The following is a 19119-nucleotide window of genomic DNA, read 5'->3' on the forward strand; positions in this document are numbered from 1 at the left end:
GGGCGGGAGACGGGCAGGATGCCGCCTCCGTTGGGACAGCGCCGGAGGTGGACGCGGCGTTACACCGCGGCGACGGTCGGGCGAATCCGTGTCAGACGGTGGCGATCGTGTGGGGGATCTCGTCCAGCAGCTCGCGGGCCAGGAAACCGATCCGGCCGTACCGGGGGACGAGCCGCTGACCGCTCACCGCGTGGGCGAACGCCGCCCAGCACGCGGCCTGCGCGGGCTCGGCGCCGCGCGAGAGCAGGCCGGCGAGGAGCCCGGAACGCACGTCGCCGCTGCCGGAGGTGCCCAGCCCGGCGTCGCCGCTCTCCTCGCGCCAGCCCTGCCCGTCGGGTGCGGCGATGTGCCCGTAGAGCGAGACCACCGCGTCGTGGCGGGCGGCCAACTCCGCGGCGTCGGCGTCGAGGTCGTCGCCGGGGTCGCGCCCGAGCAGGTGCCGCGCCTCGGTGAGGTTGGGGGTCAGCACCACCGGCCGGCCGGAGCCGACCAGCAGGTCCGGCTCGTGGCTGAGCGCGCCGAGGGCGTACGCGTCGAGCACGAGCGCCGTCCGCCGACCGGCCGCGTCGCGCACGAGGTGCAGCAGGCGCGCGGTCTCCTCGATCTCCTTGAGTCCCGGGCCGAGGGCGACCACGTCCGCCTCGGCGACCAGCGCGGCGAGCTGGTCGCCCGGGTCACCGGCGAGCGCGCCGTCCCTGGTCTCCGGCAATCCCACGACGAGCGCCTCGGGCACCTGGATGCTGAGCGCGGCGGCGGTGGACTCCGCGGCGGCCAGTTGCAGCACGCCGGCGCCGGCCCGCAGGGCGGCCACGCCCGCCAGCAGCACCGCGCCGGGGGTGAACCGGGACCCGCCGACCACCAGCACGGTGCCGCGGTTCTCCTTCCCGCCGGAGGGTACGGGCAACGCCCAGTCGCGCAGCAGGGCCGGGGTGATGACCCGCGGCTCAGATCGGTTCGGCACGTACCTCGTCCTCCCGTGTCGGATGGGCGCCCTGCTGGTGGAGGTGGCCGACCTCGTTGAAGCCGTCCAGGCGCAGCCGGCCGTCGTCGTCGGCCGACCAGCCGGTGATCGCGCAGTTGGCGATCACGTGCTGCCGGGTGAGCGCCATGAGCTCCGCCTCGGTCAACCCCTCGACGAGGTACCTGAGCACGAAGACCAGCGCGTCGTGGCCGAAGAGCAGCACCCGCTGCCCGGCGTGGTCACGGCGCAGGTCGCCGAGGAGCGCGCGCAACCGCAGCGCGACGTCGGTCCACGCCTCGCCGCCGGGCGGCCGGTAGTAGAACTTGCCCAGGCGGCGCCGCCGCGCCTCCTCGTCCGGGTAGCGGGCGCGTACGCCGTGCGGGGTCAGGCCGTCGAGGATGCCCAGCTCGCGGTCGCGCAACCGCTCGTCGCGGCTGAGCGGGACTCCGGTGTCCTCCAGCGCCAGCTCGGCGGTGCGGACCGCCCGCAGGTACGGCGAGGTCACCGCCACCTCCGGGCGGCGGCGCGGCGGCAGCGCGGCGAGCCAACGGCCGGTGGCGCGGGCCTGCTCCTCGCCGGTGGGGGAGAGCGGCACGTCGGCGTCGCGGTGGTCGAGGCCGATGAGTTCGGCGCCGGCGGACTCCGCGCGGGCCGCCGCCACGTTCGCCGTGCTCTCGCCGTGCCGGACGATCCAGAGCCCCGCCAGTTCCGCCATGCGGCAACCCCTACCCGCGGCCCTGCCCCGGATAACCGCCCGCCGCCCGGCCGGCGGGTGCGTGATCGCGGTGAGGCCGGGTAAGCGCCCGGCCCAGACGCAGGAAGGGGAGGTGCGCCGTGGCGACCATGACCAAGGAACAGAAGAGCCCGGTCAAGGACAAGAACTACGACCTCATCCGCACGTTGCAGATGTCGCTGGAACACGTCTACCGGATGGAGACGTACATCGCCGACGCCGAGCAGCGCGGCGACAGCGAACTGGCCGACTGGTTCCGCAAGATCCAGGACAACAACCGCCGGGCGGGTGACCAGGGCAAGCAGATGCTCATGGCCCGGATGCAGCAGGAACAGCGCTGAGGACGGGTGCGCGGGCCGGGCGGGCGGTGCGCCCGCCCGGCCGCTGACCTCCGGCCGCCGGCCCCGACGGGTGCGGCCCTGCCGCCCGGCCGTGGCGTCGGTGCCGGGCCGACGCGCCGGCGTCCGGCCTGTTCGCGTACGCGCGGGAGCCCGTCGACCGCTACGGTGTGAGGCGTGGCGGGGGCGGAGGAGATCCGGGTCGGGGAGCGGGTGGTCCGCGTCTCCAGCCCGGACAAGCCGTACTTCCCGGAGCGGGGCCTCACCAAGCTGGACGTCGTCCGCTACTTCCTGGCCGTGGGTGACGGCATCCTGCGCGCGCTGCGGGACCGGCCGACGATGCTGGAGCGCTGGCCGCGCGGCGTCTTCGAGGGCGCGAAGATCGGCACCCGGCAGGACAACCGCGGCGACGCCTTCTACCAGAAGCGGCTGCCGGCCGGCGCGCCCGACTGGGTGCGCACCGCGCACATCACCTTCCCGAGCGGACGCACCGCCGACGAGGTCGCGCCGAGCGAGCTGGCCGTGGTGATCTGGGCGGCGAACCTCGGCACGCTGCGGTTCCACCCGTGGCCGGTCTCGGCGGCCGACGTGGAGCGCCCCGACCAGCTCCGCATCGACCTCGACCCAATGCCGGGCGTGGACTTCGCCCAGGTGGTGCCGGTGGCCCACGAGGTGCGGGCGTTCCTCGCCGAGCTGGGTCTGACCGGCTACCCGAAGACCACCGGCGGCCGGGGCCTGCACGTCTACCTGTCGATCGAGCCGCGCTGGAGCTTCGGGGACTGCCGCCGGGCGGTGCTCGCGCTGGGCCGGGAGATGCAGCGCCGCCTGCCGGACCTGGTCACCACCACCTGGTGGCGGGAGCAGCGCGACCGGCCCGTCTTCGTCGACTACAACCAGATGTCCCGTGACCACACGATGGCCTCGGCGTACTCCATCCGGCCGACGCCCCGGGCGCTGGTGTCGGCGCCGCTGGACTGGGCCGAGCTGGACGACGCCCGGCCGGAGGACTTCGACGTGGTCTCCATGCCGGCCCGGTTCGCCGAGCGCGGCGATCCGCACGCCGGCCTCGACGAGAAGCGTTTCTCGCTGGAGCCCCTGCTGGAGCTGGCCGACCGGGAGGGCCTGGAGGCGCCGCCCGAGCGGTGAGCGTCCCTCCGCTCGTCACACCCAGGGGCTGCGGGCCCCGTCGAACTCCTCGAAGACCAGCCAGGTGCGGCTGCTGAGCACGCCGGGGATGCTCTGGATCCGGCCCAGTACGACGTCGCGCAACGCCGCGTTGTCCGGCGCCCGCACCAGCGCCAGCACGTCGTGGTCGCCGCCGAGCAGCGCGGCGTGCTCGATGTAGCGCACCTGCGCGAGCTGCGCGGACACCTCGCGCCAGGTGTTCTGCTCGATCGTCAGCGCGACGTACGCCGAGGTACCCAGCCCGGCCGGCTCGGGCGCCACCTGGGCCCGGAAGCCGGTGATCACCCCCTCGCGGACCAGCCGCTCGACCCGGGCGTACGCGTTGGTGCGGGAGATGTGGATCCGCTCGGCGAGGGTGCGCACCGAGGTGCGGCCGTCGCGGACCAGCTCGTCGAGGATCCTCCGGTCCACCTCGTCGAGCGGGCGGGACGAACGTCCCGCCGGCGCGGCGGGGGCCGCCTCCGTTTCGGTCTCCTGGCTCATCACAGCCCCTTCCGCGTGCCGTTCGTCCCACGTTCATGGCCGATCTTGAGCAAATCATCCGCCAGGCAGGAGCATAGGTCCACCACACGTCCAGGAGGTCCCGCCGTGACGACCACACCCCAGGCGGTCCGCAGGGCATCCCCGCGCACCCGTCGCCGGCCGGCCACCCCGGCCGACCCCGCCCGTCCGCTCCTGCCGGACGCCGAGCCGGTCCGCCTGCTCGACCCGGCCGGCACGCCGCTGCCCACCCGCGCCGACTACCCCGAGCCGCCCGCCGACATCCTGCGCGAGCTGTACCGCCGGATGGTCGTGGGCCGCCGGTTCGACGCCCAGGCCACCGCGCTCACCAAGCAGGGCCGGCTGGCCGTCTACCCCTCCTCGCGCGGCCAGGAGGCCTGCCAGGTGGGTGCGATGCTCGCCGTACGCGACACCGACTGGGTGTTCCCGACCTACCGCGAGTCGATGGCGCTGGTGTCCCGGGGCCTGGACCCGGTCGAGGTGCTGACCCTGCTGCGCGGCGACTGGCACTGCGGGTACGACCCGGCCGCCCGCCGCACCGCGCCGCAGTGCACCCCGCTCGCGACCCAGTGCGTGCACGCCGCCGGCCTCGCCTACGGGGAGGCGTACCAGGGGCGGGACACCGTGGCGCTGGCCTTCATCGGCGACGGCGCGACCAGCGAGGGCGACTTCCACGAGGGGATCAACTTCGCGGCCGTGTTCAAGGCGCCGGTGGTCTACTTCGTGCAGAACAACCGGTACGCCATCAGCGTGCCGCTGTCCCGGCAGACCGCCGCGCCGAGCCTCGCGTACAAGGGCGTCGGCTACGGCGTGCCCAGCGAGCAGGTCGACGGCAACGACCCGGTCGCCGTGCTGGCCGTGCTCACCCGCGCCGTGGCGCACGCCCGCGCCGGCAACGGGCCGTTCCTCGTCGAGGCGCACACCTACCGGATGGAGCCGCACACCAACGCCGACGACGCCACCCGCTACCGCGACGGCGCCGAGGTCGAGGCGTGGCGCGACCGGGATCCGATCAGCCGGCTCGAGACGTACCTGCGCGCCCGCGGCGAGCTGGACGACGACGCGGTCGCCGCGGTGGCCGCCGAGGCCGAGGCGTACGCGGCCGCGCTGCGCGAGCGGATGAACGCGCAGCCGACCGTCGACCCGCTCAGCCTCTTCGACCACGTGTACGCGCAGCCGACGCCGCAGCTCGTCGAGCAGCGCGAGCAGGTCCGTGCCGAGCTGGCCGCCGAGCGGGAGGGGGACGCCTGATGGCCACCACCATGGCGAAGGCCCTCAACGCCGCCCTGGCCGACGCGATGGCCGACGACGAGCGCGTGGTCGTCTTCGGCGAGGACGTCGGGCAGCTCGGCGGCGTCTTCCGGATCACCGACGGCCTCCAGACCCGCTTCGGTGACAAGCGCTGCTTCGACACCCCGCTCGCGGAGGCCGGCATCGTCGGCTTCGCGGTCGGTCTGGCCATGTCCGGGCTGCGCCCGGTGGTCGAGATGCAGTTCGACGCGTTCGCCTACCCGGCGTTCGAGCAGATCGCCTCGCACGTGGCGAAGCTGCGCAACCGCACCCGCGGGGCGCTCAGCGTGCCGATCGTCATCCGCGTGCCGTACGCCGGTGGCATCGGCGGCGTCGAGCACCACTGCGACTCCAGCGAGGCGTACTACGCGCACACCCCCGGGCTCAAGGTGGTCACGCCGGCCACCGTCGCCGACGCGTACTCGCTGCTGCGCGAGGCGATCGCCGACCCCGACCCGGTGGTCTTCATGGAGCCGAAGAAGCTCTACTTCTCCAGCGCCGACGCCGACCTGCCGGCGCGTACCGAGCCGTTCGGCCGGGCCGTCGTGCGCCGGCCCGGCCGCGACGCCACGCTCGTCGCGTACGGGCCGGCGGTGCCCGTCGCCCTGGAGGCCGCCGAGGCGGCCCGGGACGAGGGCTGGGACCTGGAGGTCGTCGACGTACGCACGATCGTGCCGTTCGACGACGAGACGGTGACGGCCTCGGTGCGCCGGACCGGCCGCTGCGTGGTGATCCAGGAGGCGCAGGGCTTCGCCGGTGTCGGGGCCGAGATCGCGGCGCGGGTGCAGGAGCGCTGCTTCCACGCCCTGCACGCCCCGGTGCTGCGGGTGTCCGGGCTGGACATCCCGTACCCGGCGCCGATGCTCGAGCACACCCACCTGCCCGGTGTGGACCGGGTGCTCGACGCCGTCGCCCGCCTCCAGTGGGACGACGAGCCGGACCCGCGCTGGCTCCTGGCGACCCAGGGCAGCGCGGCATGAGCGAGCGCAGCGAGCGAATCATGGAGCGCAGTGCGGTGGAGTCTCGTGGCGGTGCCGACCGGAGGGAGGCAGCGGCATGAGCGAGCGCAGCGAGCGAATCATGGAGCGCAGTGCGGTTGAGTCTCGTGGCGGTGCCGACCGGAGGGAGGCAGCGGCATGAGCGAGCGTGTTTTTCTGCTGCCGGACCTCGGGGAGGGGCTCACCGAGGCGGAGATCGTCGAGTGGCGGGTCGCGGTCGGCGACACGGTCACCGTGGACCAGACCGTGGTGGAGGTGGAGACCGCCAAGGCCGTCGTCGACGTGCCCTGCCCGTACGCCGGACGGGTCGTCGCGCTGCACGGCGCCCCCGGTGAGGTCCGCCCGGTCGGCCAGCCGCTCATCACGATCGCGGCGCTGGACGGCGCGGCGCCCGCGTCCGGCGACGGACCGGAGCCCGTCGGGCACGCCACCTACCGCGAGGAGGAGCGCGCGGGCTCGGGCAACGTCCTGATCGGCTACGGCACCGGGCACGGGCCGGGGCGGCGCCGTCGCCGTCCCCGGCTCGCGGTCGCCCCCGACCCGGCCCCGGCGGCCCGGCCGGCGTCCGGCCCGTCCGCCGGGACGGCGACCGTCGCCGGACCGGTCGCCGTCGCCAACGGCACCGCGACGCTGGCGCCGCTGGTCATCTCGCCGATCGTCCGTCGACTGGCCCGGGAGCACGGCCTCGACCTCGCCGGCCTGACCGGCACCGGGCCGGGCGGGGTGATCCGCCGCGCCGACGTGGAGGCCGCGGCCGCCGCCACGCCCGGCCGGCTGGCCGCGGTGCCTCAGCCGCCGGTCGCGTCAGAAGCCGAGGACGTGGTGGTCCCGCTGACCGGGGTGCGCAAGGTCATCGCCGACAAGCTGTCCCGCAGCCGCCGGGAGATCCCCGAGGTGACCATCTGGGTCGACGCGGACGCCACCGGCCTGCTGGAGACGCGTGCCGCGATCAACGCCGCGCGGCCCGAGCAGCCCGTCAGCATCCTGGCCCTGCTGGCCCGGATCTGCCTGTCCGCGCTGCGCCGCTACCCGCAGCTGAACGCGCGGGTGGACACCGAGGGCCAGCGGATCGTCCAGTCCGCGGGCGTGCACCTCGGCATCGCCGCGCAGACCGACCGGGGCCTGGTCGTCCCGGTGATCCGCGACGCGCAGCGGCTCACCACCACGGAACTCGCCGCCGAACTGGCCGACACCACGGCCGCGGCGCGGGCGGGCACCCTGCCACCGGCGCGGCTGACCGGCGGCACGTTCACGTTGAACAACTACGGGGTGTTCGGCGTCGACGGCTCCACGCCGATCATCAACCACCCGGAGGCGGCGCTGCTCGGCGTGGGGCGCATCGTGGACAAGCCGTGGGTGGTCGACGGTCAGCTCGCGGTCCGCAAGGTGGTGCAGCTCAGCCTCACCTTCGACCACCGGGTCTGTGACGGCGGGGTCGCCGGGGGCTTTCTGCGGCACGTCGCCGACTGCGTCGAGCGGCCCGCGCTGCTCATCGCCGCCGTCTGACCGGCGTACGCCACGGGGGCCGGCACCGTGTGGTGCCGGCCCCCGTCGCACGCCCGGTCGTGCCGCGGGCGGCGGCCGGGCGCATCCGACCGCCGCCGGTGACGGTCAGCCGGCGCTGCCGCCCGTCGGTGTGAGCACCACCTCGGCGGTGCCGGTCTGCGGCGGGACACCGGGCTCGGTCGGCGCGTCGGTGTACTCGGCCACGAAGACCGCGCGCAGGTTGTCGGCGCCACCGTGACCGCCGTCGAGGAAGGTGGTGATGGTGCCGCTGCACCCGGTCGCCGAGGAGAGCGGGTGGCCGTGCTCGTCGTGGCCGAGGATGTACGTCACCCGGACGCGGGCGCAGTCCACGGGCAGGTCGTCGGTCACCCGTACCTCGAAGGCGACGGTCTGCCCGAACTCGAACGGCTGCCCGGCGGTCGGCGTCACGAACTCGACGATCGGCGCCCGCGGCCCGATCAGCAGCGGCAGCGTGGCGGCGGCCGACCGGCCGGTGCGGTCGGTGACCTTCAGCGTGGGCTGGTACTGGCCGTTCGCGCGGTAGGTCCAGGTCGGGTTCGGGTCGGTGGAGTCCACCGATCCGTCGGCGTCGAAGTCCCACGCGTAGCGGAGCGGGTCACCGTCCGGGTCGACGGTGCCCGCGCTGGAGAAGTGCACCGTGAGGGGCGCCTGGCCGGCCGTCGGGTCGGCGCTGATCCGCGGGATCGGGGTGTGGTTGCCGCGCACGAAGTCGATCCGGGACAGTTGCGCGTCCGGGTTCTCGGCGAAGTAGCCGTCGCCGTACTCGAGGACGTAGAGCGCGCCGTCCGGGCCGAACTCCATGTCCATCGGGTTGTCGACGACCAGCGACGGGACCACCGGCCGGATGTCGCGCACCTCGCCCCGGCGGTCGAGGCGGAACTCCTTGATGTAGTCGCGGGTCCACTCGTAGAACAGCGGCACCCCGTCGTAGTAGGCCGGCCACTTCGTCCGCGACGTGCTGCGCCCGTCGTAGTCGTACGCGGGGCCGGCCATCGGCCCGATCCCGCCGGTGCCGAGCTGCGGGAACTCCGCCGAGGCGGCGGACGGGTACCACACCTGCGGCGCCTCGACCGGCGGGAGCCGGCGCTGACCGGTGTTGTGCGGCGAGTCGTTCACCGGGCGCCGGCAGTCGAAGTACGCACCCGGCGTGCCGGTGGCGAAGTCGTAGTCGCGGTACGGCATGGTCGGCGTGACGCAGTACGGCCAGCCGTAGTTGGCGGGCTTGTCCACGAGCATCCACCGGCCGTGGCCCGCCGGCCCCCGGTCGGGGTTCGCCGAACCGGCGTCGGGGGAGTAGTCGGCCAGGTAGACGTCGTCGGTACGTCGGTCGACGGCGAACCGGAACGGGTTGCGCAACCCCATCGCGTAGATCTCCGGGCGCGTCTTCGGCGTGCCCGGTTTGAACAGGTTGCCGGGCGGGATCGAGTAGCCGCCGCCCGGCTTGACGCGGATCCGCAGCAGCTTGCCCCGCAGGTCGTTGGTGTTGGCCGAGGTGCGCTGCGCGTCGAACGCCGGGTTGCGGTCGGCCCGCTCGTCGATCGGGGTGTAGCCGTCGGAGAAGAACGGGTTGGTGTCGTCACCGGTGGAGAGGTAGAGGTTCCCCTTGCTGTCGAACTCGATCTGCCCGCCGACGTGGCAGCAGATCCCCCGGTCGACGGGGACGTCGATGATCTTCTGCTCGGAGGCGAGGTTCAGCGTCATCCCCTCGAGCTTGAACCGGGACAGCCGGAGCACGCCGCGGAACCGTTCCCAGTCCTCCTCGGTGCCGACCAGCGGCGCGTCGCCCTCGTTGACGTCCGGGGTCGCCGGGTCGTCCACCGGCGTGTCCATGGGCGGGGAGTAGTACAGGTACACCCACTTGTTGCGGGCGAAGTCGGGGTCGATGGCGACGCCCTGGAGCCCTTCCTCGTCGTGCTCGTAGACGGGGATGTCGGCGGCGAGGGTGTTCAGGCCGGTGCGCGGGTCGTGGATGCGGACCTCGCCGGTGCGCGAGGTGTGCAGGACACGCAGGTCGGGCAGGACGGCGAGGCTCATCGGCTCGCCCGGGTAGTCGTTGAGCGTCACCTTCTGGAAGCTGGAGTCCGGCGGCGGGCCGGCGGGCGTGGGCGCGGCGGCGGCCGGCCCGGCGGGCGCGGCGAGCCCGGCCGTGACCAGCGCCAGGGCGGACAGGATGGCGGTCCTCTTCTTCACGGTGGTCCCCCGAGTCTCGGTGGTCAGTAGCGGAGCGACGCGAGGTAGTCGAAGCCGACGCGGGCGGTGTCCAGGGCGTCGGCGGGCGTACGCGGCGGGGTGCCGGCGTCGTCGCGCTCCACGATGTACTCCTCGATGCCGGCCTCCCGCTCGTGGGCGAAGATCCGCCCGAAGTCGATGAGGCCGTCGCCGAGGTCGGCGAAGCTGGCGTTGGTGTCCATGTCCTTGACGTGCACCTGGCGGATCCGGCCCCGGTTGGCCTGGATGAGGTCCACCGGGTCGCGCGCGCCGCGCCAGGCCCAGAACAGGTCGAGTTCGAAGTGGACGAGGCGGGGGTCGGTCTCGCCGGTGAGGATCTCGAAACCCGTCCGCCCGTCGGTCAGCGGGACGAACTCGAGCTGGTGGTTGTGGTAGCCGAACTGCAGGCCGGCGCGCTCGGCCATGCGGCCCGCGCGGTTCAGGTCCCGGGCCAGGGCCCGGTAGACCTGCGGGTCCCGGATCGGCTGTCCGGCCGAGTCGAGGCCGAACCACGGGTGCACGATCTTCCGGCAGCCCACGACGTTCGCGTCGGCGAGGGCGCGCTCCCAGGCGTCGGCGTCGAAGGGCTGCGGGATCCCGGTGTGACCCGAGGTGGCCCGCAGGCCGGCCGCGTCCAGCGCGGCCCGGAACTGGGCCGCCGTCCGGCCGACGAAGCCGGCGTGCTCGACCCGCCGGTAACCGATGCGCCGGAGCGCGGCGAGCGTGCCGGGCAGGTCGGCGGCGAGCTGGTCGCGCAGGGTGTAGAGCTGGATGCTGATCCGGTCCAGCGGCACCCGTCGCCGGCCCCGGCCGTGGCTCGATCCACCCGAGGCGGACGCGGCCGAGGCGCCGAACAGCCCGGCGGCGCCGACCGCCGCGGCCGAGACGGTCGCCGCGCGAAGCACCCCGCGCCGGCTGACCGGCTCGGACGCCTCGGGTGGCTCCGACCGCCGTGTGCTCTGCTCCATGGTGGTGTCCCTCCCTGCCGGACCGTGCCGTCCGGCGGTTCCGGGTCGACCCGCTGCCGCGGCCGGGCACGCCGGACCGGCCGGAGGGGGCCTCCGGCGGACGCCGCGGTCGGCGTGCGGGTAGGGGACGGGCCCACACGGGGCGCGCCACTGGCGGCAAGCGGGCAGCGGATCGACCGATGGGCAAGTTTCTATCTGGCTCGACACCGTACCGTTGTCGACGGTCGAGCGCAAAGGTTCCGCGGGGAGGGCGGAACTTTTGCTGGGGCTGACAAAAGTTGCCCGGGGCCTACGTCGGCCGGGGGACGGGCGGGTGGGTCGAATCCGGCCGGCACGGCGCGCGGCGGCGCGGACGGGACGGTCCCGTCGCGGCGGGCCGCCGATGGCGGTAGCCGACGGTCCGTCCGACTCGGGGCGAGGCGGAGCGGTCGACGTCATTCGGCGCAACGGGTCCGCATGCCGCCCATAATTGCGTCGCCCTTATTCCGCGAATTGCGTGGGAGCCGTACGCGGGATGGAGAGAATGAGGCGCAGGGAAGCGGAAAACGGGGGGACGCATCATGAAGTTGAGGCGGCGTTTGACGCTGTTGGCAGTAACCGTCGCGGCCACTCCACTGGTCCTGGTCGGCTGTACCTCCGAATCGAAACCCGGGGACGGGCACGGGGCGAAGCACGCCGCGCCGCCGGATCTCACCGTCACGCCGGGGGACAGGACGAAGGACGTGCCGGTCAGCGCCGAGATCGGCACCCGGGTGGCCGGCGGCCGGGTCACCTCGGTGCGGATCACGGACGACAAGGGCAAGGAGGTCAAGGCCGAGCCGCGCGAGGACGGGTCGGGGTGGGTCCCGAGCACCACCCTGGCGCCGAAGCGGACCTACACCGCCGAGGTGACGGCCACCGGTGACTCCGGCAAGACCACCACGCGGACGATCACGTTCACGACCTCGCCGAAATCGACCAGACCGGCCGTGACCAGCACTCTCTATTTCGCCGACAAACAGACGTACGGCACGGCGATGCCAGTCACGGTCGCTTTCGACCCGCCCATTCCGAAAGAGGCCAGGGCGGACGTGCAGCGCCGGTTGTTCGTGAAGACGGATCCACCGCAGCCGGGCGTCTGGTCGTGGGTGTCCGACGGTAGCCAGGTCTATTACCGGGCGCCCGATTTCTGGCGACCCGGCACGAAGATCAGCGTCCGGTCCGGGCTCGAGGGGCTGCCGATCGGCAAGGAGTACGTCGGCGACGCCGACCGGAGGGCCACGTCCACGATCGGCCGGCAGGTCTCGCTGGAGATCGACAACGCCACCAAGCAGATGACGGTCATGCGCGACGGCAAGGCGATCCGCAAGATCCCGGTCAGCCTCGGCAAGCCGAGCACGCCGACGTCCAGCGGCAAGATGGTGATCATGGAGAAGCACCAGTTCACGACGTTCGACACCCGGGGTTCGGCCGACCCGTACGTGGTCGACGTCGAGGACGCCCAGCGGCTCACCTGGGGTGGCGAGTTCATCCACGGCGCCCCGTGGTCCGAGGGCGACCAGGGGAACACGAACGTCTCGCACGGTTGCACGAACGTCTCCGCCGCGGCCGCCGACTGGCTCATGAACGTCACGCAGGTCGGCGACCTGGTGACGGTCAAGGGCACCGAGGTGCCGCTGACGGAGGGCAACGGCTGGACGGCCTGGAACGTCAGCTGGGCCGAGTACGTCAAGGGCAGCGCCCTGCCGGTGCCCGCCGGTCTCGCACCGGCGCCGGCCAGCCCGGCGCACCCCGGCGCGGTCGCGGGTGGCTCGCCCGCCCCGCACCCGTCGGTCACCGGCGGCTGACCACCGCGGCGCACACCGACCGGGCCGGCCCGCCCACTCCGCGGGCCGGCCCGCCCGCCCTCATCCCCGCGATCTTGCACTTTCTGCCCCGGCAGAACGCCGGAAAAGGTGCGAACCGGGGGCCGGAAGTGCAAGATCGACGGGGTGGTGGGGCGGGGTGCGGGACCCGTCCCTGAGGTGGATCGGGGGTTGCCCGGGTACGACCCTGGGCGTACCCCGAATCACTCCCCGGGATGGGCGGAAACGTCGGTGGTCGGGGCTAGATTCAGCAGTATGGGAGAGCGCAGCGACCGCTTCCACGTGCGGGTCAGCGTGGGCGACCACGGCGTGGACGTGCACGCCGTGGGCGAGATCGACATCGCCACGGTGGGTGCGTTGCGCTCCGCCCTCTGGGCCGCGCCCGCGCGTCCCGTGCTGCGGCTGCACCTGTCCGGGGTCCGGCTGCTCTCCGCCGCCGGCGTCCGGGCCCTGGTCGCCGCTCATCGGCGGGTGCGCACTCGCGGGGGCGAGCTCGTGCTGGTCGATCCCGAGCCGGTGGTGGCGCGGGTGCTCCGGGTGACCGGTCTGCACCGGGTCATCCCGGTGGTGGAGACGTCCGGGCCCGCGTCCGCCTCGCCGGCCACCACGCCACGGCCGACGGCCGCCGTGGCCACCGCGCAGCCGACCGTGGCCGTGGCAGCCCCACAGCCGACCGCGGCCGTGGCCGCGGCGCAGCCGACCGTGGCAGCTCCAGCCCCACAGCCCAGCGTGGCCGTGGCCGCTGCGCAGCCGTCGTCGGGCGGCCCGGATCGGTCCGCGCCGGCCCGGCCGGAGCCGCCTCAGCCGGTGCTGCTGGCCGCCTGAGGCCACCAGGACCGACGGCCGCCGGGTCCGGGGCCGCGCACCGCGGCGGCGTACGCACGAGGGGCCGCCGACGGTCGGTCGACGGCCCCGAGGCGTGGGCTCAGCGTACGCCGAGCAGGTCCACCACGAAGATCAGCGTCTCGCCGGGACGGATGACCCCGGCCGCGCCACGGTCTCCGTACCCCAGGTGCGGCGGGATGACCAGTCGGCGCCGGCCGCCGACCCGCATCCCGACCACGCCGGCGTCCCAGCCCGCGATGACCTGCCCGCCGCCGAGCGGGAACTCGAACGGCTCGCCCCGGTTCCAGGACGAGTCGAACTCGCGTCCCGTGGAGTGCCCGACGCCCACGTAGTGCACGGTGGCCAGCTGACCCGGCTGGGCCTGCGGGCCCTCGCCCACGGTGATGTCCTCGATCACGAGGTCGGCCGGGGGCGCTCCCTCGATCGGCGCGACCTCGGGCTTGCCCGAGCGGGCACCTGCTGGCTGGTTCATCCGGGATTCTCCTGCCGTCCGTCCTGTTCCGGTCAGCCCCGATCCTGCCCGACGGCGGCGGGCGCGTGTGCGGCAGCCCGCCGACCGGCCCGTGTGCCCGTCCGCAGACCGGCCTCACGCGACCGACGCCGGCGGGCGTCACCTCGGGGGTGACGCCCGCCGGGCGGGGGAGGGAGCGAGGTCAGCGCAGCCAGGGGAACCGCCGGACGACGGGGAGCGCCGCCCAGACCCGGCCGAGGCCGAGCGTGTCGCCCGCGTTCACGAGGGCGAGGAGCGCCAGCACGGCCGCGTAGATCAGGTGGTCGTCCATGAACGGGTTGTTCTCCGGAGGCAGGACGGCCGTCCACATCATGACCAGGAGCAGCCCGCCGGTGACCGCCGCGATCCGGACGCCGATCCCCAGCACGAGGGCCGTGCCGATGGCGGCCAGGCCGAGCATGAACAGCCAGTCCGCCCAGGCCGCGCCCGCGATCCCGCCGTAGAAGCCCTCGAACGGGCCGGTGGCGCCGAAGGCGAGGAAGCCCTTCGTGGGGCTGCCGCCGTCGATCCAGGCGTCCTTGCCCTCGGTGGCCAGACCCAGCCCGAACAGCTTGTCGAGGAAGGCCCAGAGGAACACCCAGCCCAGGGCCAGGCGGAGGCCGGCGTGCAGGTAGCGGACCGCCCTCTCCCGGGTCGTTCCGGCCGGCACAGCGGCGGGACCGGCGGTCGTCCGCCCAGTCGTCGCGGTCATCGTCTCCACGTCCCTTCTCGTCCGTCCTCACGGCGCTTGTCCGGTGACGTCTCCAGTGGACCGTTCGGCGGCCCGGCCCGGACAGGGCCGAGCGGGCCCGCCTCGACCGGGTCCTTGGTCCCGTTCCCGCCCGGGTCGGCCGGGCCGACCGGCACGGACCGTCGGCCCTGACCGACGGCGCGCTCCGGCCATAGCGTCGTGGGTGGACAGCGGTGAGGAGGACGTGATGAGGACGTGGCAGGTGGGCGACGTGATGACGGGGGACGTCGCGACGGTGCGGGAGGAGACCCCGTACCGGGAGATCGTCGACGTGCTGGTGCGGCGGGGGATCAGCGGGGTGCCGGTGGTCGACGGGTTCCGCCGGGTGCTCGGCGTGGTGTCCGAGGCGGACCTGCTGCACAAGATCGAGCACACGGGCGAGCCGGAGCGGCGGCGGATCTTCGAGAGCCGACGGCGGCGCGGCGCCCACGGCAAGGCGGGTGCGCTGCTCGCCCGCGACCTGATGACGGCCCCGCCCGTCACGACGTACGCCGAGGCGTCACTGCCGGCCGCGGCCCGCACGATGGACCGCGAGCAGGTGAAGCGACTGCCGGTGCTCGACGACCTCGGTCGGCTGGTCGGCATCGTGACCCGCGGCGACCTGCTGCGGGTGCATCTGCGCAGCGACGCCGCGATCCGCGAGGACGTCGTGCAGGAGGTGCTGCACCGGATCCTCGCCGTGCGGGACGGGCTGGTCACCGTCCAGGTCCGCGCCGGTGAGGTCACCCTGGCCGGCCGGGTCGACCGGCGGTCCGCCGCCGACCTCGCGGGCCGGCTCGCGGCCCAGGTCAGCGGTGTGGTCCGGGTGTCGAACCGGATCGTGTTCGACGCCGACGACACGGCCCTCGTGGAGGCGGGCGGGGTGACGCCCGTGGCGTGAGACTCCCGGGTCGCGGCGGCCGCCGGGGTCGCCTTGGGGCCGATCCCCACCCGGGCCGCCGCGAGACCCGCCCGCCACCCGCCCGTCCGGTCGGCGTGAGGCGGACCCTGGACCGGCCGCCGCACCCCGGCCGCGAGCGGCGGGGATCTCGGCGGAGCCGGCTCGCCGGCCCCGCCGCTGGCCTAGGCTCGAAAAGCGCCCCTGTGCTCCGGAACTTCGCGGCGAGCGGCGGGAGCGGCACCCCGGTGAGGCGGTCGATGCGGAGGGCGCCGGGTGGGCGAGGCGACGTTGTCGGCGCCGGTCTGGGCGTGGGCCGCGGTGAGCGGGGTCATCGCCGTGATGCTCGCGGTGGACATGCTCTCGCACCGGGACAACCACGTCATCGAGCTGCGCGAGGCGCTGGTCTGGAGCGCCGTCTGGATCGGCGCCGGGGTCCTGTTCGGCCTGTTCGTCTGGCTGTGGCGCGGGGGCGACCCGGCCGTGGCGTACTTCTCCGGCTACCTGCTGGAGAAGGCGCTGTCGGTGGACAACGTCTTCGTGTTCGCCCTGCTCTTCGGCTACTTCCGCGTGCCGGCGGGCTACCAGCACAAGGTGCTGTTCTGGGGCGTGGTCGGCGCGCTGCTGTTCCGGCTGGTCTTCATCGTGGCCGGCGCGCAGCTGCTGCAGCGGCTGGCCTGGGCGGGTGTGGTGCTCGGCGCGTTCCTCATCTGGACCGGCTGGCGGCTCGCCGTACGCGGGAAGCCGGACGTGGACCCGGGGCGCAACGTCGTGGTCCGGTTGTTCCGCCGGGTGGTGCCGACGGACCCCGCCTACCACGGCGACCGGTTCACCGTCCGCGCGGCGGGGCGCCGCCGGGCCACCCTCCTGCTGGTGGCGCTGGTCGCCATCGAGGCGACCGACGTGGTCTTCGCGATCGACTCGGTGGCCGCGATCCTCGCCATCACGACCGACACGTTCCTCGTCTGGACCGCGAACGCGTTCGCGGTGCTCGGCCTGCGCAGCCTCTACTTCTGCCTGGCGGGGCTGCTGCGGCACTTCGGCTACCTGCGCTACGGCGTGGCGCTCCTGCTGGGCTTCGCCGGGCTGAAGCTGATCCTGGCCGAGACGCCGGTGGGGAAGCTGCCGATCTGGCTCACCTTCGCGGTGGTGGTGCTGACCCTGTCGGTGTCGATCGTCTGGAGCGTGCTGTCCGGGCGCCGGGGACGCCGCCGCGCCAGCCGGGCCGGCCAGCCACCGGGCGACGCACAGCCCTAGCGGCCGGTCCGGCCGACCGCCGGGGGCGTTCAGCGCGAGTGGCCGGTCAGGCCCGCCCGGGAGGTGCCCGGCCCGAGCGGCCGGTCAGGCCGGGTGCGTCACCGGCCGGGCCAGCTGGTCGGCGAGGACCGCCGGCGCCTCGGCGAGGGACGGGCCGTACCAGGTCAGGTGCCGTCCGGACAGCAGCGCGCACGGCGTGCCGGGGAAGGCCTCCGGGCCGTCCGTGGCGGTGAAGCGGTACGGCTCGTCGGGGAGCACCACGAGCTCCGGGCCGGCCTCGCGCAGCGCGGCGAGGTCGGGGCGGGGATAGCGCTCGGGGTGCCCCTCGTACGCGTTGCGCACCCCGAGCCGGCGCAGCACGTCCCCGGCGAACGTGTCGGCGCCCAGGACCACCCAGGGCCGGCGCCAGACGGGCACGACCGCGCGACGTGCCGGCGTCAGCCGCGGCGGGTCGGCCCAGGCGCGGCGGGCGGTACGCAGCCAGGCGGGCTCCTCCGCCGCGCCCAGGGCGGCGAGCAGGTCGGCCAGTTCGGCGAGCGCCTCCGGGACCGTACGGGGATAGGTGACGCGTACGGGCACCCCGGCCGCGGTCAGCGCGTCGGCGTCCACGCGGCGGTTCTCCTCGACGTTGAGCAGGACGAGGTCCGGTCGCAGCGCCAGCACGCGTTCCAGGTCCGGGTACTTGGTGCCGCCCACCCGGGGCACGTCGAGCCCGGGCGGGTGGGTGCACCAGTCGGTGGCGCCCACGAGCACCCCGGGCAGGGTGACGGCCACCGCCTCGGTCAGCGACGGCACCAGGGACACCACCCGCACCGCGCACCTCCCTCACGGCCCTCGCGACCCCCGCCGACCCGGGCGGAGCCACGACGTCTCCCGAGGCACGATCGTGCCGGACGCGGCGACGTGGACGGGACCGGGGGCGGCGTCGAGGCGGGCGGTGACGTCCAGGTGCGCGGGGCGGCAGCCCGCGGTGTCGGCGTACCGGCGGATCGCCGTGCCCACGTGCTCGCGCAGACCGGCCGTCCGCGCGTCGGCGGCGATCTCCACCCGGACCCACAGGTCGGGCCGCGGCGGGTCGCCGGTCAGCACCACGCGGGCGCGGCGGACCCGCGGATCCCCGGTGAGGTCGCGCTCCAGCGCGCGGGCCAGGGGCGCGGCGGCCAGGCGTGTCCGTCCACGCCGACCGGGGCGGGCGAGGGTGCCGTGCCACGCCCCGCGGGAGGCGCGCAGCTCCCGCCGCAGCAGCCACAGCCCGCCGGCGGCGGCGAGGAGACCGGCGGCTGCCGCGGCGAGGGCGCTCCACGGTGCGGCGAGCCGCCAGGCGCGGCGCAGTCCCGCGCCCAGGATCACGTCGCCGGGCTCGACTCCGGGCAGCAGACCGAGGTTCAGCGCCAGCGCGACGCCGCCGGCCGCGACGAGCAGCAGCGCCAGCGCGGTCCAGAGCACCCGGTGCGCGGCGTTGCTCATGCCGCCCTCCGGCGGGAGAGGCGCACCTCGACCCGGTCGGGGCGGTACGCCGTGAGCCGGTGCAGCTCCTGCCGTACGGCGAACTCGACCTCGGCCCGGGTGGCCGGGTCGCCGGTGGCCACCACCCGCGGCCACCAGTGGCCGCCGCGCCGGCGTACCCGGACCCGCGCCCGGTGCACGCCCGGCACCGAACCGGCCGCGGCGGCGAGCCGGCGCTCCGTCGAGCGGCGGTGCAGGTGCCAGCCGTCTCCGGCGTCCAGCCGCTGGGGCGACCACCGTCGCAGTTCGGCGACGAGGACGGCCAGCCCGACCAGGAGGAGGACGAGCGCCGACACGCGTACGGCCGGGTCGTCCCACCGGGTGTCGCCCAGGGTCGCGGCCCAGCCCCCCGCGTCGGTGAGCAGCGCCGGCCGGCCTGCCGCGGCGAGCAGCGCCTCGACGGCGAGCAGGACGCCGCCGGCCAGCAGGGCGACGGCGAGCAAGAGGGTGGCCAGGCGGTTGGCGGTCCGCATCTCAGGTCCCGGCGGCGCCGGTCACGTCGGCGCCGGCGGGTCCACGCCCGGCACGACGACGTCGTCCACGGTCACGGTGACCTCCCGTACGGTCAGCCCCGTCACGGCCTCCACCTCGCCGATCACCGCGTCGCGGATCGCGTCGGCGACGGTCGGCACCCGGTGGCCGTACCAGGTGACCACGTCGACGTCGACGCTCGCCGCGTGGTCGTCGAGGCGGACCGCGACGCCGTGCGGCCGGGCCGGTACGCCCACCAGCGCGTGCACCCCGGCGACCTGCCGGGCGGCCCGGGCGCAGATCCGGGCGACCGCCTCCGGAGCGATCCTCGTCGGGCCCCGGTCCGTCGGGTCGGTCATCGCCCCTCC

The 19119-nt window shown here is 74.7% G+C and carries 19 protein-coding genes and 1 pseudogene; 9 read left to right on the forward strand and 11 right to left on the reverse strand.

Annotated elements, in window-relative coordinates:
- Positions 1-91 precede the first annotated feature (91 nt).
- Positions 92-961 (reverse strand): NAD(P)H-hydrate dehydratase, encoded by an 870-nt coding sequence (locus OG994_RS06455; protein ID WP_120326779.1) that lies wholly within the window; start codon positions 959-961, stop codon positions 92-94.
- Complete coding sequence (locus tag OG994_RS06460) at positions 945-1676, reverse strand: histidine phosphatase family protein (RefSeq protein WP_328852530.1); 732 nt, start codon at positions 1674-1676, stop codon at positions 945-947. Before OG994_RS06460 ends, OG994_RS06455 begins: the two co-directional genes overlap by 17 nt.
- A 128-nt stretch (positions 1677-1804) precedes the next feature.
- On the opposite strand from OG994_RS06460, the gene OG994_RS06465 reads away from it, so the two are divergent.
- Both OG994_RS06465 and OG994_RS06470 read left to right on the forward strand, forming a co-directional pair.
- Positions 1805-2035 carry a hypothetical protein gene (locus OG994_RS06465; RefSeq protein WP_120327068.1) on the forward strand — a complete coding sequence of 77 codons (231 nt, stop codon included), beginning with the start codon at positions 1805-1807 and terminating at the stop codon, positions 2033-2035.
- A 174-nt stretch (positions 2036-2209) separates the two neighbouring features.
- Complete coding sequence (locus OG994_RS06470; RefSeq protein ID WP_120326781.1) at positions 2210-3178, forward strand: DNA polymerase domain-containing protein; 969 nt, start codon at positions 2210-2212, stop codon at positions 3176-3178.
- A 15-nt stretch (positions 3179-3193) separates the two neighbouring features.
- Here the strand turns inward: OG994_RS06470 and OG994_RS06475 are convergent, their stop codons facing one another.
- Complete coding sequence (locus tag OG994_RS06475; protein WP_120326782.1) at positions 3194-3700, reverse strand: Lrp/AsnC family transcriptional regulator; 507 nt, start codon at positions 3698-3700, stop codon at positions 3194-3196.
- A gap of 105 nt (positions 3701-3805) precedes the next feature.
- Between OG994_RS06475 and pdhA the strand changes: the two genes are divergently transcribed.
- From pdhA to OG994_RS06490, 3 genes are all read left to right on the forward strand, one after another.
- Positions 3806-4969: a pyruvate dehydrogenase (acetyl-transferring) E1 component subunit alpha gene (pdhA, locus tag OG994_RS06480; protein ID WP_328852531.1), complete on the forward strand. Its 1164-nt coding sequence runs from the start codon at positions 3806-3808 to the stop codon at positions 4967-4969.
- Positions 4966-5988, forward strand: a complete 1023-nt coding sequence (locus tag OG994_RS06485) for an alpha-ketoacid dehydrogenase subunit beta (protein ID WP_328853677.1) — start codon at positions 4966-4968, stop codon at positions 5986-5988. The genes pdhA and OG994_RS06485 overlap by 4 nt, the downstream gene beginning before the upstream one ends.
- Before the next feature lie 156 nt (positions 5989-6144).
- Positions 6145-7512 carry a dihydrolipoamide acetyltransferase family protein gene (locus OG994_RS06490; RefSeq protein WP_328852532.1) on the forward strand — a complete coding sequence of 456 codons (1368 nt, stop codon included), beginning with the start codon at positions 6145-6147 and terminating at the stop codon, positions 7510-7512.
- A 105-nt stretch (positions 7513-7617) separates the two neighbouring features.
- Here the strand turns inward: OG994_RS06490 and OG994_RS06495 are convergent, their stop codons facing one another.
- On the reverse strand, positions 7618-9723 hold the full coding sequence (locus OG994_RS06495; protein ID WP_328852533.1) for a PQQ-dependent sugar dehydrogenase: 2106 nt from the start codon (positions 9721-9723) through the stop codon (positions 7618-7620).
- A gap of 23 nt (positions 9724-9746) precedes the next feature.
- The gene (locus OG994_RS06500) at positions 9747-10709 is read right to left on the reverse strand and encodes a sugar phosphate isomerase/epimerase family protein (RefSeq protein ID WP_328852534.1); all 963 of its coding nucleotides are present in this window, start codon (positions 10707-10709) and stop codon (positions 9747-9749) included.
- A 560-nt stretch (positions 10710-11269) separates the two neighbouring features.
- On the opposite strand from OG994_RS06500, the gene OG994_RS06505 reads away from it, so the two are divergent.
- Together OG994_RS06505 and OG994_RS06510 are read left to right on the forward strand one after the other, a co-directional pair.
- Complete coding sequence (locus OG994_RS06505) at positions 11270-12535, forward strand: L,D-transpeptidase (RefSeq protein WP_120326787.1); 1266 nt, start codon at positions 11270-11272, stop codon at positions 12533-12535.
- A gap of 273 nt (positions 12536-12808) precedes the next feature.
- A pseudogene (locus tag OG994_RS06510) lies at positions 12809-13123 on the forward strand (STAS domain-containing protein); the annotation flags it as partial.
- 355 nt (positions 13124-13478) lie between these two features.
- On the opposite strand, the gene OG994_RS06515 reads toward OG994_RS06510, so the two are convergent.
- Both OG994_RS06515 and OG994_RS06520 read right to left on the reverse strand, forming a co-directional pair.
- Positions 13479-13871 (reverse strand): FKBP-type peptidyl-prolyl cis-trans isomerase, encoded by a 393-nt coding sequence (locus OG994_RS06515; protein ID WP_120326789.1) that lies wholly within the window; start codon positions 13869-13871, stop codon positions 13479-13481.
- 181 nt (positions 13872-14052) lie between these two features.
- Positions 14053-14610 (reverse strand): DoxX family membrane protein, encoded by a 558-nt coding sequence (locus OG994_RS06520; protein WP_192902048.1) that lies wholly within the window; start codon positions 14608-14610, stop codon positions 14053-14055.
- A 217-nt stretch (positions 14611-14827) separates the two neighbouring features.
- Here OG994_RS06520 and OG994_RS06525 point away from each other — a divergent pair, with 217 nt between their 5' ends.
- Positions 14828-15520 (forward strand): CBS domain-containing protein, encoded by a 693-nt coding sequence (locus OG994_RS06525; RefSeq protein ID WP_328852535.1) that lies wholly within the window; start codon positions 14828-14830, stop codon positions 15518-15520.
- A gap of 288 nt (positions 15521-15808) precedes the next feature.
- A complete protein-coding gene (locus tag OG994_RS06530; RefSeq protein ID WP_328853678.1) occupies positions 15809-16774 on the forward strand; it encodes a TerC family protein in 966 nt (321 codons plus the stop codon).
- Positions 16775-16858: 84 nt separating this feature from the next.
- On the opposite strand, the gene OG994_RS06535 is transcribed toward OG994_RS06530, so the two are convergent.
- Genes OG994_RS06535 through OG994_RS06550 form a run of 4 tightly spaced genes read right to left on the reverse strand, consistent with a single transcriptional unit; the run spans position 16859 to position 19110 of the window.
- Complete coding sequence (locus OG994_RS06535) at positions 16859-17587, reverse strand: helical backbone metal receptor (RefSeq protein WP_328852536.1); 729 nt, start codon at positions 17585-17587, stop codon at positions 16859-16861.
- A 12-nt stretch (positions 17588-17599) separates the two neighbouring features.
- Positions 17600-18241: a hypothetical protein gene (locus tag OG994_RS06540; RefSeq protein ID WP_328852537.1), complete on the reverse strand. Its 642-nt coding sequence runs from the start codon at positions 18239-18241 to the stop codon at positions 17600-17602.
- Positions 18238-18753, reverse strand: coding sequence for a DUF6286 domain-containing protein (locus tag OG994_RS06545; protein ID WP_328852538.1), 516 nt, complete (start codon positions 18751-18753; stop codon positions 18238-18240). The genes OG994_RS06540 and OG994_RS06545 overlap by 4 nt, the downstream gene beginning before the upstream one ends.
- Positions 18754-18774: 21 nt before the next feature.
- A complete protein-coding gene (locus tag OG994_RS06550) occupies positions 18775-19110 on the reverse strand; it encodes an Asp23/Gls24 family envelope stress response protein (protein WP_328852539.1) in 336 nt (111 codons plus the stop codon).
- Positions 19111-19119 lie beyond the last annotated feature (9 nt).

The organism is Micromonospora globbae (assembly GCF_036184225.1).
Classification (GTDB): domain Bacteria; phylum Actinomycetota; class Actinomycetes; order Mycobacteriales; family Micromonosporaceae; genus Micromonospora; species Micromonospora globbae.